This window comes from Pleomorphomonas carboxyditropha, assembly GCF_002770725.1.
Lineage (GTDB): Bacteria > Pseudomonadota > Alphaproteobacteria > Rhizobiales > Pleomorphomonadaceae > Pleomorphomonas > Pleomorphomonas carboxyditropha.
Map to the genome: position 1 here is coordinate 184,692 of NZ_NQVN01000001.1, position 14,707 is coordinate 199,398.

General features: G+C 59.0%; 16 protein-coding genes and 1 tRNA gene. 11 read left to right on the forward strand and 6 right to left on the reverse strand.

The genetic code is table 11. From position 1 onward, the window contains the following. Positions 1 to 34 precede the first annotated feature (34 nt). The 4 genes from CJ014_RS00875 (at position 35) to lysC (ending at position 3,973) form a co-directional block, all read left to right on the forward strand. A complete protein-coding gene (locus CJ014_RS00875; protein WP_100078634.1) occupies positions 35 to 1,966 on the forward strand; it encodes a hypothetical protein in 1,932 nt (643 codons plus the stop codon). 197 nt (positions 1,967 to 2,163) lie between these two features. Beyond that, on the forward strand, positions 2,164 to 2,760 hold the full coding sequence (locus CJ014_RS00880; RefSeq protein ID WP_100078635.1) for a glycoside hydrolase family 19 protein: 597 nt from the start codon (positions 2,164 to 2,166) through the stop codon (positions 2,758 to 2,760). Between the two features lie 473 nt (positions 2,761 to 3,233). Next, positions 3,234 to 3,602 carry a hypothetical protein gene (locus CJ014_RS00890; protein WP_100078637.1) on the forward strand — a complete coding sequence of 123 codons (369 nt, stop codon included), beginning with the start codon at positions 3,234 to 3,236 and terminating at the stop codon, positions 3,600 to 3,602. Then, positions 3,599 to 3,973: an Rz1-like lysis system protein LysC gene (gene lysC, locus CJ014_RS27460; protein ID WP_133121787.1), complete on the forward strand. Its 375-nt coding sequence runs from the start codon at positions 3,599 to 3,601 to the stop codon at positions 3,971 to 3,973. Before CJ014_RS00890 ends, lysC begins: the two co-directional genes overlap by 4 nt. A gap of 41 nt (positions 3,974 to 4,014) precedes the next feature. Here the strand turns inward: lysC and CJ014_RS00895 are convergent, their stop codons facing one another. Continuing rightward, positions 4,015 to 4,449, reverse strand: coding sequence for a superinfection immunity protein (locus CJ014_RS00895; protein WP_118847905.1), 435 nt, complete (start codon positions 4,447 to 4,449; stop codon positions 4,015 to 4,017). 108 nt (positions 4,450 to 4,557) lie between these two features. Between CJ014_RS00895 and CJ014_RS00900 the strand changes: the two genes are divergently transcribed. Both CJ014_RS00900 and CJ014_RS27465 read left to right on the forward strand, forming a co-directional pair. After that, complete coding sequence (locus CJ014_RS00900) at positions 4,558 to 5,877, forward strand: DNA cytosine methyltransferase (RefSeq protein ID WP_165790699.1); 1,320 nt, start codon at positions 4,558 to 4,560, stop codon at positions 5,875 to 5,877. A 101-nt stretch (positions 5,878 to 5,978) separates the two neighbouring features. Then, positions 5,979 to 6,626 carry a hypothetical protein gene (locus tag CJ014_RS27465; RefSeq protein ID WP_133121789.1) on the forward strand — a complete coding sequence of 216 codons (648 nt, stop codon included), beginning with the start codon at positions 5,979 to 5,981 and terminating at the stop codon, positions 6,624 to 6,626. A 74-nt stretch (positions 6,627 to 6,700) separates the two neighbouring features. On the opposite strand, the gene CJ014_RS00905 is transcribed toward CJ014_RS27465, so the two are convergent. Together CJ014_RS00905 and CJ014_RS27715 are read right to left on the reverse strand one after the other, a co-directional pair. Continuing rightward, complete coding sequence (locus tag CJ014_RS00905) at positions 6,701 to 6,877, reverse strand: antitoxin VbhA family protein (protein WP_207765637.1); 177 nt, start codon at positions 6,875 to 6,877, stop codon at positions 6,701 to 6,703. After that, positions 6,867 to 7,019: a hypothetical protein gene (locus tag CJ014_RS27715; protein ID WP_165790700.1), complete on the reverse strand. Its 153-nt coding sequence runs from the start codon at positions 7,017 to 7,019 to the stop codon at positions 6,867 to 6,869. The genes CJ014_RS00905 and CJ014_RS27715 overlap by 11 nt, the downstream gene beginning before the upstream one ends. Before the next feature lie 124 nt (positions 7,020 to 7,143). Here CJ014_RS27715 and CJ014_RS00910 point away from each other — a divergent pair, with 124 nt between their 5' ends. Next, positions 7,144 to 7,695: a hypothetical protein gene (locus tag CJ014_RS00910; RefSeq protein ID WP_100078639.1), complete on the forward strand. Its 552-nt coding sequence runs from the start codon at positions 7,144 to 7,146 to the stop codon at positions 7,693 to 7,695. A gap of 560 nt (positions 7,696 to 8,255) precedes the next feature. On the opposite strand, the gene CJ014_RS00920 is transcribed toward CJ014_RS00910, so the two are convergent. Together CJ014_RS00920 and CJ014_RS00925 are read right to left on the reverse strand one after the other, a co-directional pair. Further along, the gene (locus CJ014_RS00920) at positions 8,256 to 8,483 is read right to left on the reverse strand and encodes a hypothetical protein (protein ID WP_133121790.1); all 228 of its coding nucleotides are present in this window, start codon (positions 8,481 to 8,483) and stop codon (positions 8,256 to 8,258) included. A gap of 23 nt (positions 8,484 to 8,506) precedes the next feature. Then, on the reverse strand, positions 8,507 to 8,806 hold the full coding sequence (locus tag CJ014_RS00925) for a hypothetical protein (RefSeq protein WP_100078642.1): 300 nt from the start codon (positions 8,804 to 8,806) through the stop codon (positions 8,507 to 8,509). Positions 8,807 to 9,072: 266 nt separating this feature from the next. On the opposite strand from CJ014_RS00925, the gene CJ014_RS00930 reads away from it, so the two are divergent. The 4 genes from CJ014_RS00930 to CJ014_RS00940 all read left to right on the forward strand — a co-directional run bounded on the left by CJ014_RS00930 (position 9,073) and on the right by CJ014_RS00940 (position 11,738). After that, on the forward strand, positions 9,073 to 9,456 hold the full coding sequence (locus CJ014_RS00930; protein WP_133121791.1) for a hypothetical protein: 384 nt from the start codon (positions 9,073 to 9,075) through the stop codon (positions 9,454 to 9,456). A gap of 294 nt (positions 9,457 to 9,750) precedes the next feature. Then, positions 9,751 to 10,185, forward strand: a complete 435-nt coding sequence (locus CJ014_RS00935) for a Ros/MucR family transcriptional regulator (protein WP_100078644.1) — start codon at positions 9,751 to 9,753, stop codon at positions 10,183 to 10,185. Positions 10,186 to 10,281: 96 nt separating this feature from the next. Continuing rightward, positions 10,282 to 10,435, forward strand: a tRNA-Ser gene (locus tag CJ014_RS27720). Positions 10,436 to 10,643: 208 nt separating this feature from the next. Beyond that, complete coding sequence (locus tag CJ014_RS00940; protein WP_100078645.1) at positions 10,644 to 11,738, forward strand: Fic family protein; 1,095 nt, start codon at positions 10,644 to 10,646, stop codon at positions 11,736 to 11,738. A gap of 88 nt (positions 11,739 to 11,826) precedes the next feature. Here the strand turns inward: CJ014_RS00940 and CJ014_RS00945 are convergent, their stop codons facing one another. Then, positions 11,827 to 14,676, reverse strand: coding sequence for a cation-translocating P-type ATPase (locus tag CJ014_RS00945; protein ID WP_100078646.1), 2,850 nt, complete (start codon positions 14,674 to 14,676; stop codon positions 11,827 to 11,829). Positions 14,677 to 14,707: the final 31 nt, after the last annotated feature.

Sequence of the window (14,707 nt, forward strand, 5' to 3'; positions counted from 1 at the left end):
AGAGAATTCGTCATGTGTTGCACGGGAGGGCTACATGACGAGGGGAATAGAGATCACAGCGGAACAGCGTATAGACGTCATCATACTCTACATGTATCGCTGCGCGATCCAGCCGAGGATCGCCGAATACGTTGGGCTCGGACTTTCGACTGTCGAACGGCTGGTTTCCGACATCAAACGCGGCGGCACGCAGTATCTGAAAGATGTCGGCTACCTCGATGCCGACGGCAGGCCGTCGAAACTCGCTCGTGAGCGGTCCGAAGTGATGGACCAGCGTGCCGCGGCGGAGAAAGAGAAACTGGCGGCGCTTGAAGCTCGTGGTCGCGCGTTCGATGAACGGAAGCGGCGGGAAGCAGCAGCGGCGAAGGCGAGCGTTCCAGAGACGATAAGCGAGGAGCCGAAGCGTGTCGTTGTGACGCCGGCCACGGTCGAGAAGACCGCTGAAGAGAAGGCTAAGAAGCCGATTCTGGTGCGGGTTTTCGGCGGCGAGAAGGTCGATGTAGAGAGCGTGTCGGACATGTCCGCCGTCCGCATCTTGAACAAGACTAGTCGAGCCGGGAAGCGCGGGATCACACGATTTGCGATCACGTCGGCGCAAGACGACACCGAGATTTTCAAGCCGCTCTGGAACAACATGCAGGCGTTCTGCGACCAGTTCGACATCAACATCCGCGTCTGCGGGACGACATATCAGAAGGGGCTCTACGAAGATCACAACGTCCGCACCGCGACATACGATCCCGAAATTCAGCCGTTCATGCAGTACGATCGTGAGTCTCTCGTTGACGACGTGTTGTTGATCTCAGACGCAAACGTTCTGCCGACGACGGCCAACCCACTCAGCGGCTGGCAGACTGCAAACCGCGGTCGCAACGTCATTATTCCGTCGGCTCGCGTTCACATCCAGTCGATACCGCGGATGTTCGGAGCCGAGCCGAACTTTGCGATGACGACTGGGACGATCACTCAGCCGAACTACACGGCACGCGCCGCCGGGCAGAAATCCGTCTTTCATCACACGCCCGGGTTCCTGCTCGTCGAAGTCGACCACGACGGTGCTGTGTTCATGAGGCCCGTCGTTGCTGCAGATGATGGCAGTTTCCAGGACCTCGACATCATCGTCCGCGACGGCCGCATCCTCGATTTTCAACGCATGCTGTCGATTGTCTGGGGTGACATACACCGCGAAAAGCTCGATCCGTTGATGGCGCTGTGGTGCTGGGGATTTGACGTCTTCCGTGATGTCGTAACGAGACGCACCAGAACCGTCATCGACTGTCTGCGCCCGAGTCACCAGTTCTTTCACGATCTCAACGATTTCGAAGTCCGCAACCATCACACCCGCAACAACCCGCATGAACGTGCTCGGTTCGTCGCGGACGGTAATGATGACGTCGAGTACTGGCTCAAGCGCGCTGCAAAATTCGTTGACGCCGCGGGCCGTGATTATTGTCAGTCGCACATGGTCATTTCGAACCACGACGACGCACTTACGCGCTGGCTACTAGATCCGTCTGGAGCGGCTGATGCACAGAATGCTTGGCTCTGGCACGAACTCAATGCGCGCGCTCACAAAGCCATCCGCGAACAGCGTCCGCACTCAGTCGTCGAGGACACGATGCGACGCTACGGCATGCGCGATGTCCAGTTCCACGACTACGGGGACTCGTTCGAACTCGCCGGAATCGAGCATGCAGCTCACGGCGACTGCGGGACGAACGGTGCAAGAGGTTCTATGGCCGGATTCAGACGTGTTGCGCCGAAAATCACGTTTGGTCACGGTCACACCGGCGGCGCGCTTGACGGAGCATGGGAAGCCGGCGTCTCTGGATCGTATGATATGCGCTACAACGCTAAGGGGCTGACGACCTGGACGCATTCGGAAGTCGCTCTCGCTGAAAACGGAAAGCGCACCTTGATAAACCACGTCGCCGACGGCCGCTGGAGAGCCGTCGGACGCGCCTAAGTCGCTGAAATCACATCATTTATACATCAAACACTCAATACCCACGCTTTCATACACAATCCCTTTGAAATCAGAGACTTACTAATAATACCCCTGTAACAACCTCTTTCCGGCATCCGTAATCTAAATTCTGCCGGCGGTTTGCTCGATGCTGCTGCAAGATTCATCATCAATTCCATGCAGTATGGAGTTGATGGATGGCGTTCGACGACAGTAAATTTTGGGCGGAAATCAGAGAAAAGCGTCTTTTCGGCACCTCGATTTCACAATCTAAAGTCGACGGAACATCGCTAATCATCCGTCAGGCCGCCAAGCGGTCGATTTGTCTTCGTTATCTCGCATATGCATTAGCGACGGCGTTTCACGAGACCGCAACGTCGATGCAGCCGATCACCGAATACGGCGGCCGAAGGTATTTCGACAAGTACGATTCCGGAAAGCTCGCTAAAGCCCTCGGGAACACGCAGAACCTCGACGGCGACGGCTTCGTCTACCGCGGCAGAGGCTACGTCCAACTCACCGGACAGCGAAACTACAGTCTCGCCGGATCGCAGCTCGGCATCGATCTCGTCAAGCATCCAGACCTCGCGCTCGATCCGGAACACGCCGCCGACATCATGTTCGTCGGCATGAGCGAAGGTTGGTTCACCGGGCAGAAGCTGTCGGACTACCTCGACAGGACGCCGCCGGACTACGTGTCCGCGCGCCGCATCATCAACGGCACCGACTGCGCGAACAAGATCGCCGGGTACGCCAGAATCTTTGAAAAAGCGCTGATCGCAGGGGGGTACTGAAATGGGAAAATCGTTTGGCTCAATTCCGAATCCGTACACTCCAGCGACGGCTCGGCGGCTGAAAGAACAGCTGGGGGAAGCGATCACGAAGCATATAGCGGCATCTGGCACGACCGCTGCGGAGATATCTCGTCGCTACAAGAGCATCCGGAGCGGCGATCTACAGAGAATCCGAGCCGGAGAGGCGGAACTCTACGGACTGCCGAGACTGATCGCGATCGCTGAGGCAATGGGGCTCGAACTCAAGGTCACAGTGTCATGAGCCAGAACCGAAGAACATCAAAGCTCATGACATGGACATCAATAATTGGGTTGTTCGTCGTGACGCTCGCCGCAGTCGTGCGCGGACTAGAGTCTGTTGCACAGACCGCGCTCGTGACGCTCCCGGTCGTCATCGGCTCATATATGGGAATCGGCCACGCGGACTATCGCGTCGCGATAAAAACAGACAATCAGCAGTCCGGAGAGCAATCATGAACGCTCTCCTGCTCAAACTGCTGCCATATGGCATCGCGGCGGCTCTCGCGGTCGCCGCTGTGCTCTATGTCAACCACCTCCGCTCGTCGATCGACGACCTTACGCAGCAACTCGCGACGTCCGAGGCGTCGGCTGCCGTAGCTCGTGAAGCGGCCAAGACGAACGCCGCCGCCGTCGAGCAAGCACGCGTCGACGGACAGAAAATGGTTCGTGCCCTCGAAGCCGAACGAGCGGAATCCGACGCCCGGGCGGCCGAACTCTCTGAGCTGCGTGCGCAAGTCGAGAGCGCGCCGGCAGAAGATGATGGACCGCTCGCACCAGTGTTGCGGAACGCGATAATCGGCAAGACAAGGAGCGCTAAATGACGGTCATTCTTGCGCTCGTTGTCGGGTTTGTCGTGCTCAAGCTGCTGAAATTCGGGGTTCGTTTGCTCCCGTATGTCGTCGTCGGCGTCGCGGTCATGTTCGTCACCGGCGGATTGACGGGGTGCGCGACAAGACCGACCGAAACCGTTCCAGTTGTTACCGTGCTTCCGCCACCTCCAATTCCGGATTCGCTGTTGCATTGTAAATCCGAGCCGTCGGTTGGACGACTGGCGACGCAACGTGACGCAGCACGTTATGTGCTCGATCTCCGTGAAGCTGGTGCGGACTGCCGCGGAAAGCTCGACGTCGTCGGCGGGATATTGAGAAGCGACAAAGCCAACGCGGCGGAAATCTCGCCGGGTTCGAAGTGACGTTGTGCCTGTAAACCGCACTTACAGGCACAACAGAAAAATCAGTCGCCGTTGATCGCCTTTGCTTTCAGCGCGTCGAATTCAGATTGGGTGATCGTTCCGCTGTCAAGCAACTCCTTGAATTCCTTAATCTTCTCGGCGATGCTACCACCTGATTCAGAGTTAGCCGAGGAATAGTGAATTACCGGCTGCGCCGATTGCTGAGATCCAGAATTCATCATAGCCCAGACTAGAGCGCCAACCCAACCGATGAAAGTCCAACCCGCAAGAATGTTCAGAATATAGATAGCGCCTTTATTCGGATGATCTCGTTTTGACGCAACAATTGATGGTACAAAATATAGCAAAAGCGACAATATTACTAATACTAGGAAGAACCCACCAAAGCCGTCGCCGCTTGATTCTCTATACATCGCTTGCGCGAATGCGTCAGTTGCCAGAGCACTTGAAGCAATAAAAGTGATGATTACACGCATAGTTTCCGCCCCTCACGGTTGCCCCAGTAAGCATGCGTTATTGATAACGATGTTCAGATTACCGCGAAATAGGCGATTTTCCATACCGTAGGGTTGCATTTCCATCGCGTGTCCGTACCGAACAAATTCGTTACGAATATCCGGCTACAACAAACGAAAATCAGGCGTGGAGTCAGTGCGTTGCGGTGTGTCGACCTATTTTCCGGTGCTGGCGGACTATCGCTCGGTCTTCGAACCGCTGGACTCGATGTTGTCGGTGCATTCGACGTCTGGCCCGAGGCTGTCGAGACCTATAACCGCAACATCGGCGACCATGCGCACATCCTCGATCTCAGCGACGTCATGTCAGCGGCGCTCGCTGTCGGCGAGCTGCGTCCAGACGTCATTTGCGGCGGCCCTCCTTGCCAAGATTTTTCGAAAGCCGGGCTAAAATCCGAAGGCGAGCGCGCATCAATGGTGATTGCGTTCGCAATGATCGTCGCGTTGAGCAGGACGCCATGGTTCATGCTCGAAAACGTGCGGGGCATTTTGGAATCGGACGCCTGGCAGACGGCCTGCGACATCTTGAAGGCGCATGGCTACGGCATCTCAACATCGATCGTCGACGCATCACACTACGGCTGCGGGCAGTCGCGGACCAGAGCGATCATCATCGGCCGCCGAGGCGAACGCGATGGTTTTCTAGAGCGCGCGATTGAGCGTGCGGCATCGGTCGAACCGACTACAATGCGTGACATACTGGGCGACAGCGTCGGGGAATATGTCTTCGTAAGGCCGTTCAAAGACGGCCAGGGCGTCCGTTCGACCCGCGAGCCGTGTCCGGCCGTAATCCGGACGACACCAGAAAGAGCATATCGTCGTCACATCGAGACGAGAAATCCGCTTGATCCCGTGCCGGCTTCGCTTGTGCCGCCGTTGACCGTCGAGCAGGTTGCTCGACTACAGGGATTCCCACGCGACTGGGACTGGTCTGCGGCAGGGAACAAGCGCTCGACCATGCAAATGATTGCGAATGCCGTACCGAGTCCTCTCGCGGCGGCGATAGGACGCATCATACTCGAACGACATAACGGCAAAGCTGAGAAAACAGACGATGCATTCGGCCGCTGGCTTCAGAAGTCGCGCGGTTACGGCGGCCAGACGTTGAAAAACAGGATGTCGGCTTACACCCGGGCTAGACGCATGCTCTGCGGCCGGGAGTTCGCAACGCTGAATGACGAGATTGCGGCGCTCCAAGCGGCTGCCGAGTTTGACGCGCTACCGAAAACGACGCGGTCGGATCTCAGGAAAGCCCTTAAATTGCATGCGGAGTACCGCATGTATCAAGCGGCCGAGGCCGAGAAGCGGAAGGAGTCGGCACGAAAGGCAGCAGAAAGCCGCCGAAAGAAGGTCCCGGAAGCTGAGATAGGTCTGGAAGTGGCGGCTTAAGCGGTGGATCCTACCGTTCGAACTCGTGCGCGCCTACTTGGATTAACAACAAAAGGCTGCAATTATAGTGGCCTGGAACAGGCTGGTTGATAGGCAAAAGCATGCAACACTTAGTCAGGTATCTGCTAGCAAGCCTAATTTTATCGTTTCCCGCTAAGGCTGCCGAGATAATTTCGACCAATTTAAAGGTTAGTGGCGGCATATCTACAGTTCTTATTAGCGATCGGGTTAATGTACCCGAGTTGCTGGACCTCACAAAAGCCATCTTGAGTGCGCAAAACTCACAAAACATTAAGACTATTTGCTTCTACCTGAAAGATCAGGCGTCTCCGGCGTGGTCTTGCTTGGGGCGAGATGACAAGGCGTCTGGCGAATTCAAAGTGTTAACGATGCACTTCTCGAAGGATGAATGGAATTCGTTCGGCATTGATGGCGGCCTTTATCCTCCAGACTCCCAAGTTATTGGCGTATGGAATATGAAAAATGTTGAGACGCCTCTTGGCGACCACATTATATCTATTTATAAATGGCGCGGAGAAACTTACTATTACCGGAAATTCGAGCATGACGGCAGTGGGGATCCTCGGCGGGTGACGAGCGAGCATCTTCCTATTGGGGAGGCGTTCACAGATTATGATTCTGAAAACGACTATATCGTTTTAACGAAGAGTGGCACCCTCGTTTATTGGGATAACCAAGGCCCAATCGAAACCTATAAATCGCGCAAAATGGAAGTGCCTGCACATTGAGCATTCCACATCGAGAATAGGCAATAGATAACTCGGTAGATTGGTTTTTACTCGTGCCGACTGACGACGCGCACCTAGCCGACCACATCGCTCAATGCCCGACCGAAAAGCTCGTCGTCAGAAATCTCACCGCGCGCCCACGCGTCAAGCAGCGCCTCGGTGTCCGGCGTGATCGGCAGTCCTTCTATTCGCGTCGACGCGAGCGCGTAGCGCACAGAATCCTGCCGCCGAATCTGCTCTTCAGTCGTCAAAACAGATGTCGTCCGCGTCTCTGTCATAAGCGCAATCATACATTGGATCGCCGTAAAGTGCTGCTTCTTCTGCTCTTATCTCCGCCGCTTCGCGTTCGTCATAGACGTCGTCGATCTCGTAACTCTCTATAAATGTCGTCATGATCGTCCTCCCACGGCGATGCTGCGCTGAAATCTTGCAAGCAAGAAACGCCGTCAATCCGCCGGCGGAAATTGTGCCATGCACGCTGCAGCAGCACTCTCTCTTTAAATCACGGGAGGGGACTATGTTTGCGTTTTTCAGAGCGATTTTGAACGGCATTCGGTCCGCGTTCAGCACCGCGTGGACGATCTATAATTTCTGTTTCGGCTGGCTTCTCGACGCCTTCTACCCGGGCGCTCGTGAAGCTATGAGCCAGCCGACATCGCCGGATCGCACCGACGAGTTCGCCGCGAAAGAGATGTTTGAATCCGTCAAGGCCGAGGCCGCGAAGCCGATTCTCGGCACCTTCGCAGACGCCGCGACGCAGACGATCGATTTCTGCAGATCCGATGATCCATGGGCGTGCGATTTGAGCCGCGTTCCAGAACGCGCGCGTCGCGTGCTGACGATGCTTTCAGACGACGAGAGAGCGGTGATCGGCCGCTCTCTATATTGCGACATCGACGCGTGGATTCACGAGCGCTACACGGCCGTGCCTATCGCGCCCGTAGCGGATTATCTAGCGATCGACGAAGCCGCTGAGGCGTTCGAGCGTAGAGATAGTGCGCTGTCGGAAATCGCATACGACGGACTGTTCGGAATCGGTGACGAAGCTGCGCAGCTGCGATTGAACTAACTATCATTCAGTTTATCCACAGTCTATTTTCGACATCATGGTGCATGCGCAACTCTTTGTACTACAACGAATGTGACAAATCTCTAATATACGCAGCGTATCGAGACAAAATACAATGATTAACCAAGCCTTGCCTTAGCACTCTTAGGTCATAATATGCATCCGTCGCAACGACGACGGAGAAAAACTACGACAAACCTCAGCATCAATATCTACATTCACGCGCCAAATGGAAAAGTATCAGTATCGGGCATCGGGCACCAAATAGATATCGCGAGAGATCGTAGGTTACTGAGCAAGGTACTAATCGACATCGCCGGATCAGCAGTAAGCAAAGCCGTGGTGAGCTTGATCCTGATTTTGCTCAACTGAGCGCAATCAAAAACACCAAGGGAGCCGTTCATAGCGGCTCCCTTGGACATCTCGACACTCTCTTCGGTTTCCCTGTCCACCATCACGGTTGGACCGCAACTAAGCGGCGGATGGCTCCTTGCAGTCGATCTGGAAGCCATTCCAGATTATGAGCATGAGGTCTCGCTCGGAGCAAACCGCCGGCGGCGTCAGTCGTCGTCAATCTTGTCGATCAGCCATGCCGGCAGGTCGTCAGTGCGGTATGCAACTCGGCCGCCCGACAGCAGTCGGACTCGATCATCTAGCTCGTCGAGCCGCTTCTTGAGCACGCGTACTCGCTCGCTGACGCTATCGACGTCGGGCAACTGATGCCGGTCGATGACTCCGTCGAGACACGCATTCGCGTCGTCGACGATCGACGAGAGTTCATCGAGCATCTCTACGATGTCAGGACGAGACATCACGCCGCCCTGAGCCGCCTGACTTCGGCCGCAAGCAGCTCGGCATTCCGCCGAAGATTCTCGTTTTCCGCTGCGAGACGGCGTCTCTCAAGCATCTCGCCGCGGCCGAACTCGACCGCGTCGACGACCATCCTCGCCAGGTTCTCACGCGACTCTTCGCACGCGGCTTCATAAGCGGCACGTCGCGCGGCAGCGACACGTTCGATGCGGCCCTGCAACGCGTTCTGAAATGCTGAATAGACCGCGAGCGAAAAGAACGCTGCGGGTGTCGTCATGTCCATGGGGGTTTCGAGACGCATGATGATTCAGTCTCCGTTGCTGAACTACATGTGAGCTCGACGCGACGTAACGTCAAATAATGATCGATCGTTGAGTAAACAGAGTGCGATCGTTGTCCGATTTCTCAATATAAGACATCCTGGATGTCCGAATTTTCAACGTAAGGGGTCTGTTTTGTCCGAATTTTCAACGTAAGAAATTTGATGCGCAAATCTTTCATGAGAACCGCCGGCGATCTACGCTCTCATTAAGCACAGGAAAGTAGTGCTGTAGTGGGGAGGTGATCATGGCAGTTTGGGTGGCACCGGGAAACGGGTTCGGAGAACCGAACATCACGTTGAGACGAGCGAGAATGTGTCGTGATGCTATCGCACGCGGCGAGATTACGCTCAAAGAGATGGCGAACGAGCTGGATGTTGAGTATACCCACTTCAAGCGTGAGTTGAATCGGCTTCTGACTGAAGCGGGGGAGCCGCCTGTCGGAGTTGCACCGCGGATCTATAGTCACACGGCCTGGGACTACGGTATTCGCGCTGATGCTGTGAAAAAGAGACATTGTTACATCGGCGAGAAGATCGACACGACCGCTCTCTGCAACAAGATCGACGAGTTCCTCCGGGGCGGCGGTTCGGTCACGCGCATTGAGCGTCAGACGTCGATTGCAGCCTGATTTTTTCGCCGGCGCATTGACCGAAGCATCTGTCGGCGGGAACATGAATATGCGGCAGGTTTTTCCTCATTCTCTCCTAGCCGCCCGCACGGCGCACGTCATGGCCGCCGATGCCTCGCCCCCAGCGCCCTCCCCAAGTTGCGCTGGGGGCCTCCGTTTATGAAGAATCTGTCCGAGATCGCCCGGTTTGTGAAGTTTTTGTCCAGTGCATGAAGATGCCGTCCGGGCGACAGACGGCTTGCTTAGTTGCGGTGTTGTAATATTGATTGAGCAACGGGACCGCAGGAGACTCAGATGTCTGAAATTGAAGACGCCGACTACACACTCATTGATCTAGCTGCGACTATCGTAGCCGCGTATGTCGGCAACAATTCAGTTCCGGTCGCCGAACTTCCGGCGTTGATCGCGTCCGTGCACGCAGCGGTCGCTGGCGTCGCGAATGGCGGAAACTCGCTGCAGACGATGCCGGAAATCGAGCCGATCCGGCCCGCAGTGCCGATCAAGAAGTCGGTGACCAACGACTTCATCGTCTGCCTTGAGGACGGCAAGAAGTTCAAGTCGCTCAAGCGGCACCTGCGCACGCACTACGACATGTCGCCGGACGAGTACCGCGCCAAATGGGGTTTGCCGAACGACTACCCCATGGTAGCTCCGGCATACGCGGAAGCCCGCAGTAACTTGGCCAAGCAGATGGGTCTAGGACAGCAGCGTCGGAAAAGCGGTCGCTAAAAGAACGGCAGACGACGAGATCACTAAGAGCCAGCAACACTCCCCTACGGCAGCTCACTATGCCGTAGGGACCACACCTAGTGAAGTTCGGCAAAAGGGTAGGGGACCTCGGTTTACAGCAGTTTTGGCATCTATCGCTTGTTTCCGACCTAAACGAACGCCGTTTACAATTTAAGTAGCTGAAAACCAACAATATTCAGGCTGACTCTTAATCAGCGGGTCTACGGTTCGATCCCGTACGCGCCCACCACTTTTCTGTCATGATTTCAAATAGATAACTGAGTCGCTTGAGAGCGAGCGGTGTTCTCGTGCGCGATTTGATTTCCGCGTACGTCGCGCACGGCTTCGGTTGCCAGCAATATGTGCAAGATTGTCGAGGGCTTCGGCGAGGCATAGATGCGCTTGCTAAAGCTCAAATATAAGCCCATCATGAGTTATAGAAGGGAATTCTATAACTCATGATCTGGAATTGGCAGCGCGCCGCATGGCCGGATTTCACCTACGAGCCGGCGGCGATGGAGGCGCTGGAGCGGCAGTTTCTGCTGAATTCCGGTGAATTCATCGGGGCTTACCGGCATATCAGCCCTGACGAGCGGGATATGTTGCGTATCGAGCTTATCAGCGACGAAGCGCTGACCACCTCCGAGATCGAAGGCGAATTCCTCGACCGCGACAGCCTGCAAGCGTCCCTCCGCCGGCAATTCGGCCTCGGCGGCGGCGACCGGACTGTTCCGCTTGCCGAACGGGGCCTCGCCGAGATGATGGTCGACCTTTACCGCGGCTTTGCCGAGCCCCTGACCCACGACCGGCTCCATGCCTGGCACCGGATGATCATGGCCGATGCCAGGAGGATCGAGGTGGTCGGCGGCTACCGCACGCACACCGATGCCATGCAGGTCGTTTCCGGCGCGATCGGCAATCTCGACATCCACTTCGAAGCGCCTCCCTCCGCCCAGGTGCCGGATCAGATGGAACGGTTCCTTGCGTGGTTCAACGGCGGCGCTTCGACCGTGCTGCCCGCCCTCACACGCGCCGGAATTGCCCACATCTACTTTGAAAGCATCCATCCCTTCGAGGATGGAAACGGTCGTATCGGCCGCGCCATCTGTGAAAAGGCCCTTGCGCAGAGCCTGGCGCAGCCCAGCTTGATTGCGCTCGCCTATACCATCTCCCGGCACCGCAAGCGGTACTACGCCATGCTGGAGCGCAGCAACAAGGATATCCTGATCACCGACTGGCTGGTGTATTTCGGCGAGACGGTCCTGGAAGCCCAGCGGAACACCATGCGGAGGGTCAGCTTCCATATCGCCAAGGCGCATTTTTTCGGCCGGCTCGGCGGCCAGTTGAACGATCGCCAGCTCAAGGCCATGACCCGGATGTTCCGGGAAGGCGTCGACGGGTTCAAGGGCGGGTTGAGCGCGGAAAACTATATCAGCATCACCAAGACGTCGCGCGCCACGGCGACCCGCGACCTGCAGGACCTGGTCGAAAAGGGCGCCCTCTCCCGGACCGGCGAGCGGCGCCATACGCGCTACCGGTTGCGGCTGGAATAACCCCTGCCTCACCTCGACATCACGGACAGCGGCCAGGGTGACGAGCGTCCGCGCGATCGAAGTCGGGACCGTGCGGATCGGCGGCCGGTCACTGCAAGGACGGCTTGATTCCGTCGGCGTTGGCCGGGCGGCTCCCTTGAACCAACGCCCGGCCGATGAACTTGCCCGCCTCGCGCACCCACAATACTGAGCTCGCCACCACGGCACAGAACAGCCAGTCGGCCGCGCCGAGGTTCGTCGTCGAGAAGGCGGCTTGCAGGAACGGGACGTAGACGACGGCGGCGTGCAGGACGGCCGACAGGCCGACGGCTGCCCACAGCCAGCGGTTCGCGAACAGGCCGACGAAAGCGCTCGTGTGATCGGAGCGGGCGTTGAAGACGTTGAACAACTGGAACAGGGTCAGCGTCGTGAACGCCATGGTCTGGGCGTAGACGATCGTCCCGCTGCCTTCGATCCAGCCGCCGGGCAGGCAGGCGTCCAGCACAACGAGCGTACCCGCGGCCATGACGAGCCCGACCAGCAGGATGCCGGCCCACATGGCGGGCGTTATGACGCGCTCGCCGCGCGGGCGCGGCGGCTGCCGCATGACGCCGGCGTCGGCCGGGTCGACGCCGAGCGCCAGCGCCGGCGCGCCGTCGGTCACCAGGTTGATCCAGAGAATCTGGGTGGCCAGCAATGGCAGGACGAAGCCGCCGCCGCCGGCCGCCGTCAGGCCGATCGCCTCGGCCAGCAGCACGCCGAAGAACATCGTCATCACTTCGCCGATGTTCGACGACAACAGGTAGCGCAGGAATTTGCGGATGTTGGCGTAGATGGCGCGGCCTTCCTCGACCGCCGCGACGATGGATGCGAAATTGTCGTCGGCGAGCACGATGTCGGCCGACTGCTTGGAGACGTCGGTTCCGGCGATGCCCATGGCGATGCCGATGTCGGCGGTCTTGAGGGCGGGGGCGTCGTTGACGCCGTCGCCGGTCATGGCCACCGTCTTGTGGTGGCGCTGCAACGCCTTGACGATGCGCAGCTTGTGCTCGGGGCTGACGCGCGCGAACACCGAGACCTCGCGCACTGTCTCGTCGAGCGCCTCCTCGCTCATCGCCTCCAGTTCGGCGCCGGTGGCGGCGCGGCCATCGGACAGGCCGAGTTCGGCGGCGATGACGGACGCCGTCACCGGGTGGTCGCCGGTGATCATGATCGGGCGGATGCCCGCCGCCTTGGCGCGTTCGATCGCCGCCCTGGCTTCGTCGCGCGGCGGGTCGATCATGCCGACCAGGCCGAGAAAGACCAGATCGCGTTCGATGCCGTCGTCGAAGGCTTCCGTTCCGGCGGTCTCTTCGGGCAGGGTGCGGAAGGCGAGGCCGAGCGTCCGCAGCGCCTCGCCGGCCAGTTGGTCGTTGAGGGCGGCGATCTCGCCGCGGCGGGCTTCGGACAGCGGTCGCACCTCGTTGCCCGCCAGTTCGTGCGAGCAGCGCTCGAGCAGCACGTCCGGCGCGCCCTTGGTGAGCACCACGAGGCGCCCAGGCTCGTCGCCGTCGCTGTGAACCGTGCTCATCAGCTTGCGCTCCGAGGAGAACGGCACCTCGCCGACGCGTTCGAACCGGGCGTCGAGCGCTTCCCGTTCGAGGCCGGCCTTGCGGGCGGCGACGATCAGCGCCCCTTCGGTGGGGTCGCCCTGCACCGACCAGCGGCCGTCCCGCTCCACCAGCGCCGCGTTGTTGGCGCGATCGGCGGCCGTCAGGGCCCGCAGCGTCTCGGCAAGCTGGTCGCCGTCCACGGCGGCGCCGCCGTCGGCACTGAGTCCACCCTGCGGGTCGTCGCCCGTTCCGCCGAACGTCGCCCGTCCGCTGGCGGTGATGATCACCCGCACCGTCATCTCGTTCCGCGTGAGGGTGCCGGTCTTGTCGGAGGCGACGACATCGGCCGATCCCAGCGTCTCGACGGCGGCGAGATGGCGGATGATGGCGTGGCGCTTCGCCATCCGCTGGACGCCGATGGCGAGAACCGCCGTCACGATCGCCGGCAATCCCTCGGGTATGGCGGCCACGGCCAGCGCCACGCCGAGGATCAGGACATCGAAGATCGCCGAAATCCCATGCACGTTCTCGACCAGCAGGATGGTGGCGATCATGACGACGGCGATCACCACGACGATGGCGCCGAGCAGCCGGCCGACCTTGTCGAGCTCCCGCTGCAACGGCGTGGTTTCCTCGGGAGCGCCTTCCAGCATGCCGGCGATGCGGCCGATCTGGGTCTGCATGCCGGTCGCCACCACGACGGCGCGGCCGCGGCCATAGGTCGCCGCGGTGCCCGAGAAGATCATGTTGCGGCGGTCGCCGAGCGGCACGTCGGATGGAATCGGTGCGACGGCCTTGGTCACCGGCAGGCTCTCGCCGGTCAGCGGCGCCTCGGCCATCTGCAGCGAGACGGCCTCGATCAGCCGCGCGTCGGCCGGAACGGTGTCGCCTTCCTCGATAAGGATGATATCGCCGGGGACGATCTCGGTCGCCAGGATGCTCTGGCGCGTGCCGTCGCGCACGACGGTGGCGTGCGCCGCCGACATCTTCTGCAGCGCGGCGACCGCCTGCTCGGCGCGGGCGTCCTGGATATAGCCCATGGCCGCGTTGAGAAGGACGATGGCGAAGATCGCCATCGCCTCGAAGGGCAGGGCGGAATCGCGCTCGAAAAGCCAGAGGCCGGCCGATATCAGCGCTGCGACGAGCAGCAGGATCACCAGCACGTTGGCGAACTGCGCCAGGATCTTCTTCCAGGCGGGCGGCGGGCTTTCGGCGGCAAGAGCGTTGGCGCCGACCCGATCGAGCCGTTGCCGGGCTTGCCGTTGCGTCAGGCCGGATCGTGGGTCGCTGTCCAGCGCGGCAAGAACGTCGTCGGCGGTCTGCCGGTGAGGCTCGGCCGCCTCGGTTCGAGACATCGTGCTGTCCATCACAACCTTCCGATCTGGCCCGGCGGTTTCG

Bases quoted from the DNA above. Each gene is read 5' to 3' on its own strand.
- CJ014_RS00935 (WP_100078644.1), top strand. From the start codon at position 9,751: ATGTCTGAAATTGAAGACGCCGACTACACACTCATTGATCTAGCTGCG.
- CJ014_RS00880 (WP_100078635.1), top strand. From the start codon at position 2,164: ATGGCGTTCGACGACAGTAAATTTTGGGCGGAAATCAGAGAAAAGCGT.
- CJ014_RS27715 (WP_165790700.1), bottom strand. From the start codon at position 7,019: ATGACGACATTTATAGAGAGTTACGAGATCGACGACGTCTATGACGAA.
- CJ014_RS00875 (WP_100078634.1), top strand. From the start codon at position 35: ATGACGAGGGGAATAGAGATCACAGCGGAACAGCGTATAGACGTCATC.
- CJ014_RS00930 (WP_133121791.1), top strand. From the start codon at position 9,073: ATGGCAGTTTGGGTGGCACCGGGAAACGGGTTCGGAGAACCGAACATC.
- CJ014_RS27465 (WP_133121789.1), top strand. From the start codon at position 5,979: ATGCAACACTTAGTCAGGTATCTGCTAGCAAGCCTAATTTTATCGTTT.
- lysC (WP_133121787.1), top strand. From the start codon at position 3,599: ATGACGGTCATTCTTGCGCTCGTTGTCGGGTTTGTCGTGCTCAAGCTG.
- CJ014_RS00890 (WP_100078637.1), top strand. From the start codon at position 3,234: ATGAACGCTCTCCTGCTCAAACTGCTGCCATATGGCATCGCGGCGGCT.
- CJ014_RS00925 (WP_100078642.1), bottom strand. From the start codon at position 8,806: ATGCGTCTCGAAACCCCCATGGACATGACGACACCCGCAGCGTTCTTT.
- CJ014_RS00940 (WP_100078645.1), top strand. From the start codon at position 10,644: ATGATCTGGAATTGGCAGCGCGCCGCATGGCCGGATTTCACCTACGAG.
- CJ014_RS00920 (WP_133121790.1), bottom strand. From the start codon at position 8,483: ATGCTCGATGAACTCTCGTCGATCGTCGACGACGCGAATGCGTGTCTC.
- CJ014_RS00895 (WP_118847905.1), bottom strand. From the start codon at position 4,449: ATGCGTGTAATCATCACTTTTATTGCTTCAAGTGCTCTGGCAACTGAC.
- CJ014_RS00945 (WP_100078646.1), bottom strand. From the start codon at position 14,676: ATGGACAGCACGATGTCTCGAACCGAGGCGGCCGAGCCTCACCGGCAG.
- CJ014_RS00910 (WP_100078639.1), top strand. From the start codon at position 7,144: ATGTTTGCGTTTTTCAGAGCGATTTTGAACGGCATTCGGTCCGCGTTC.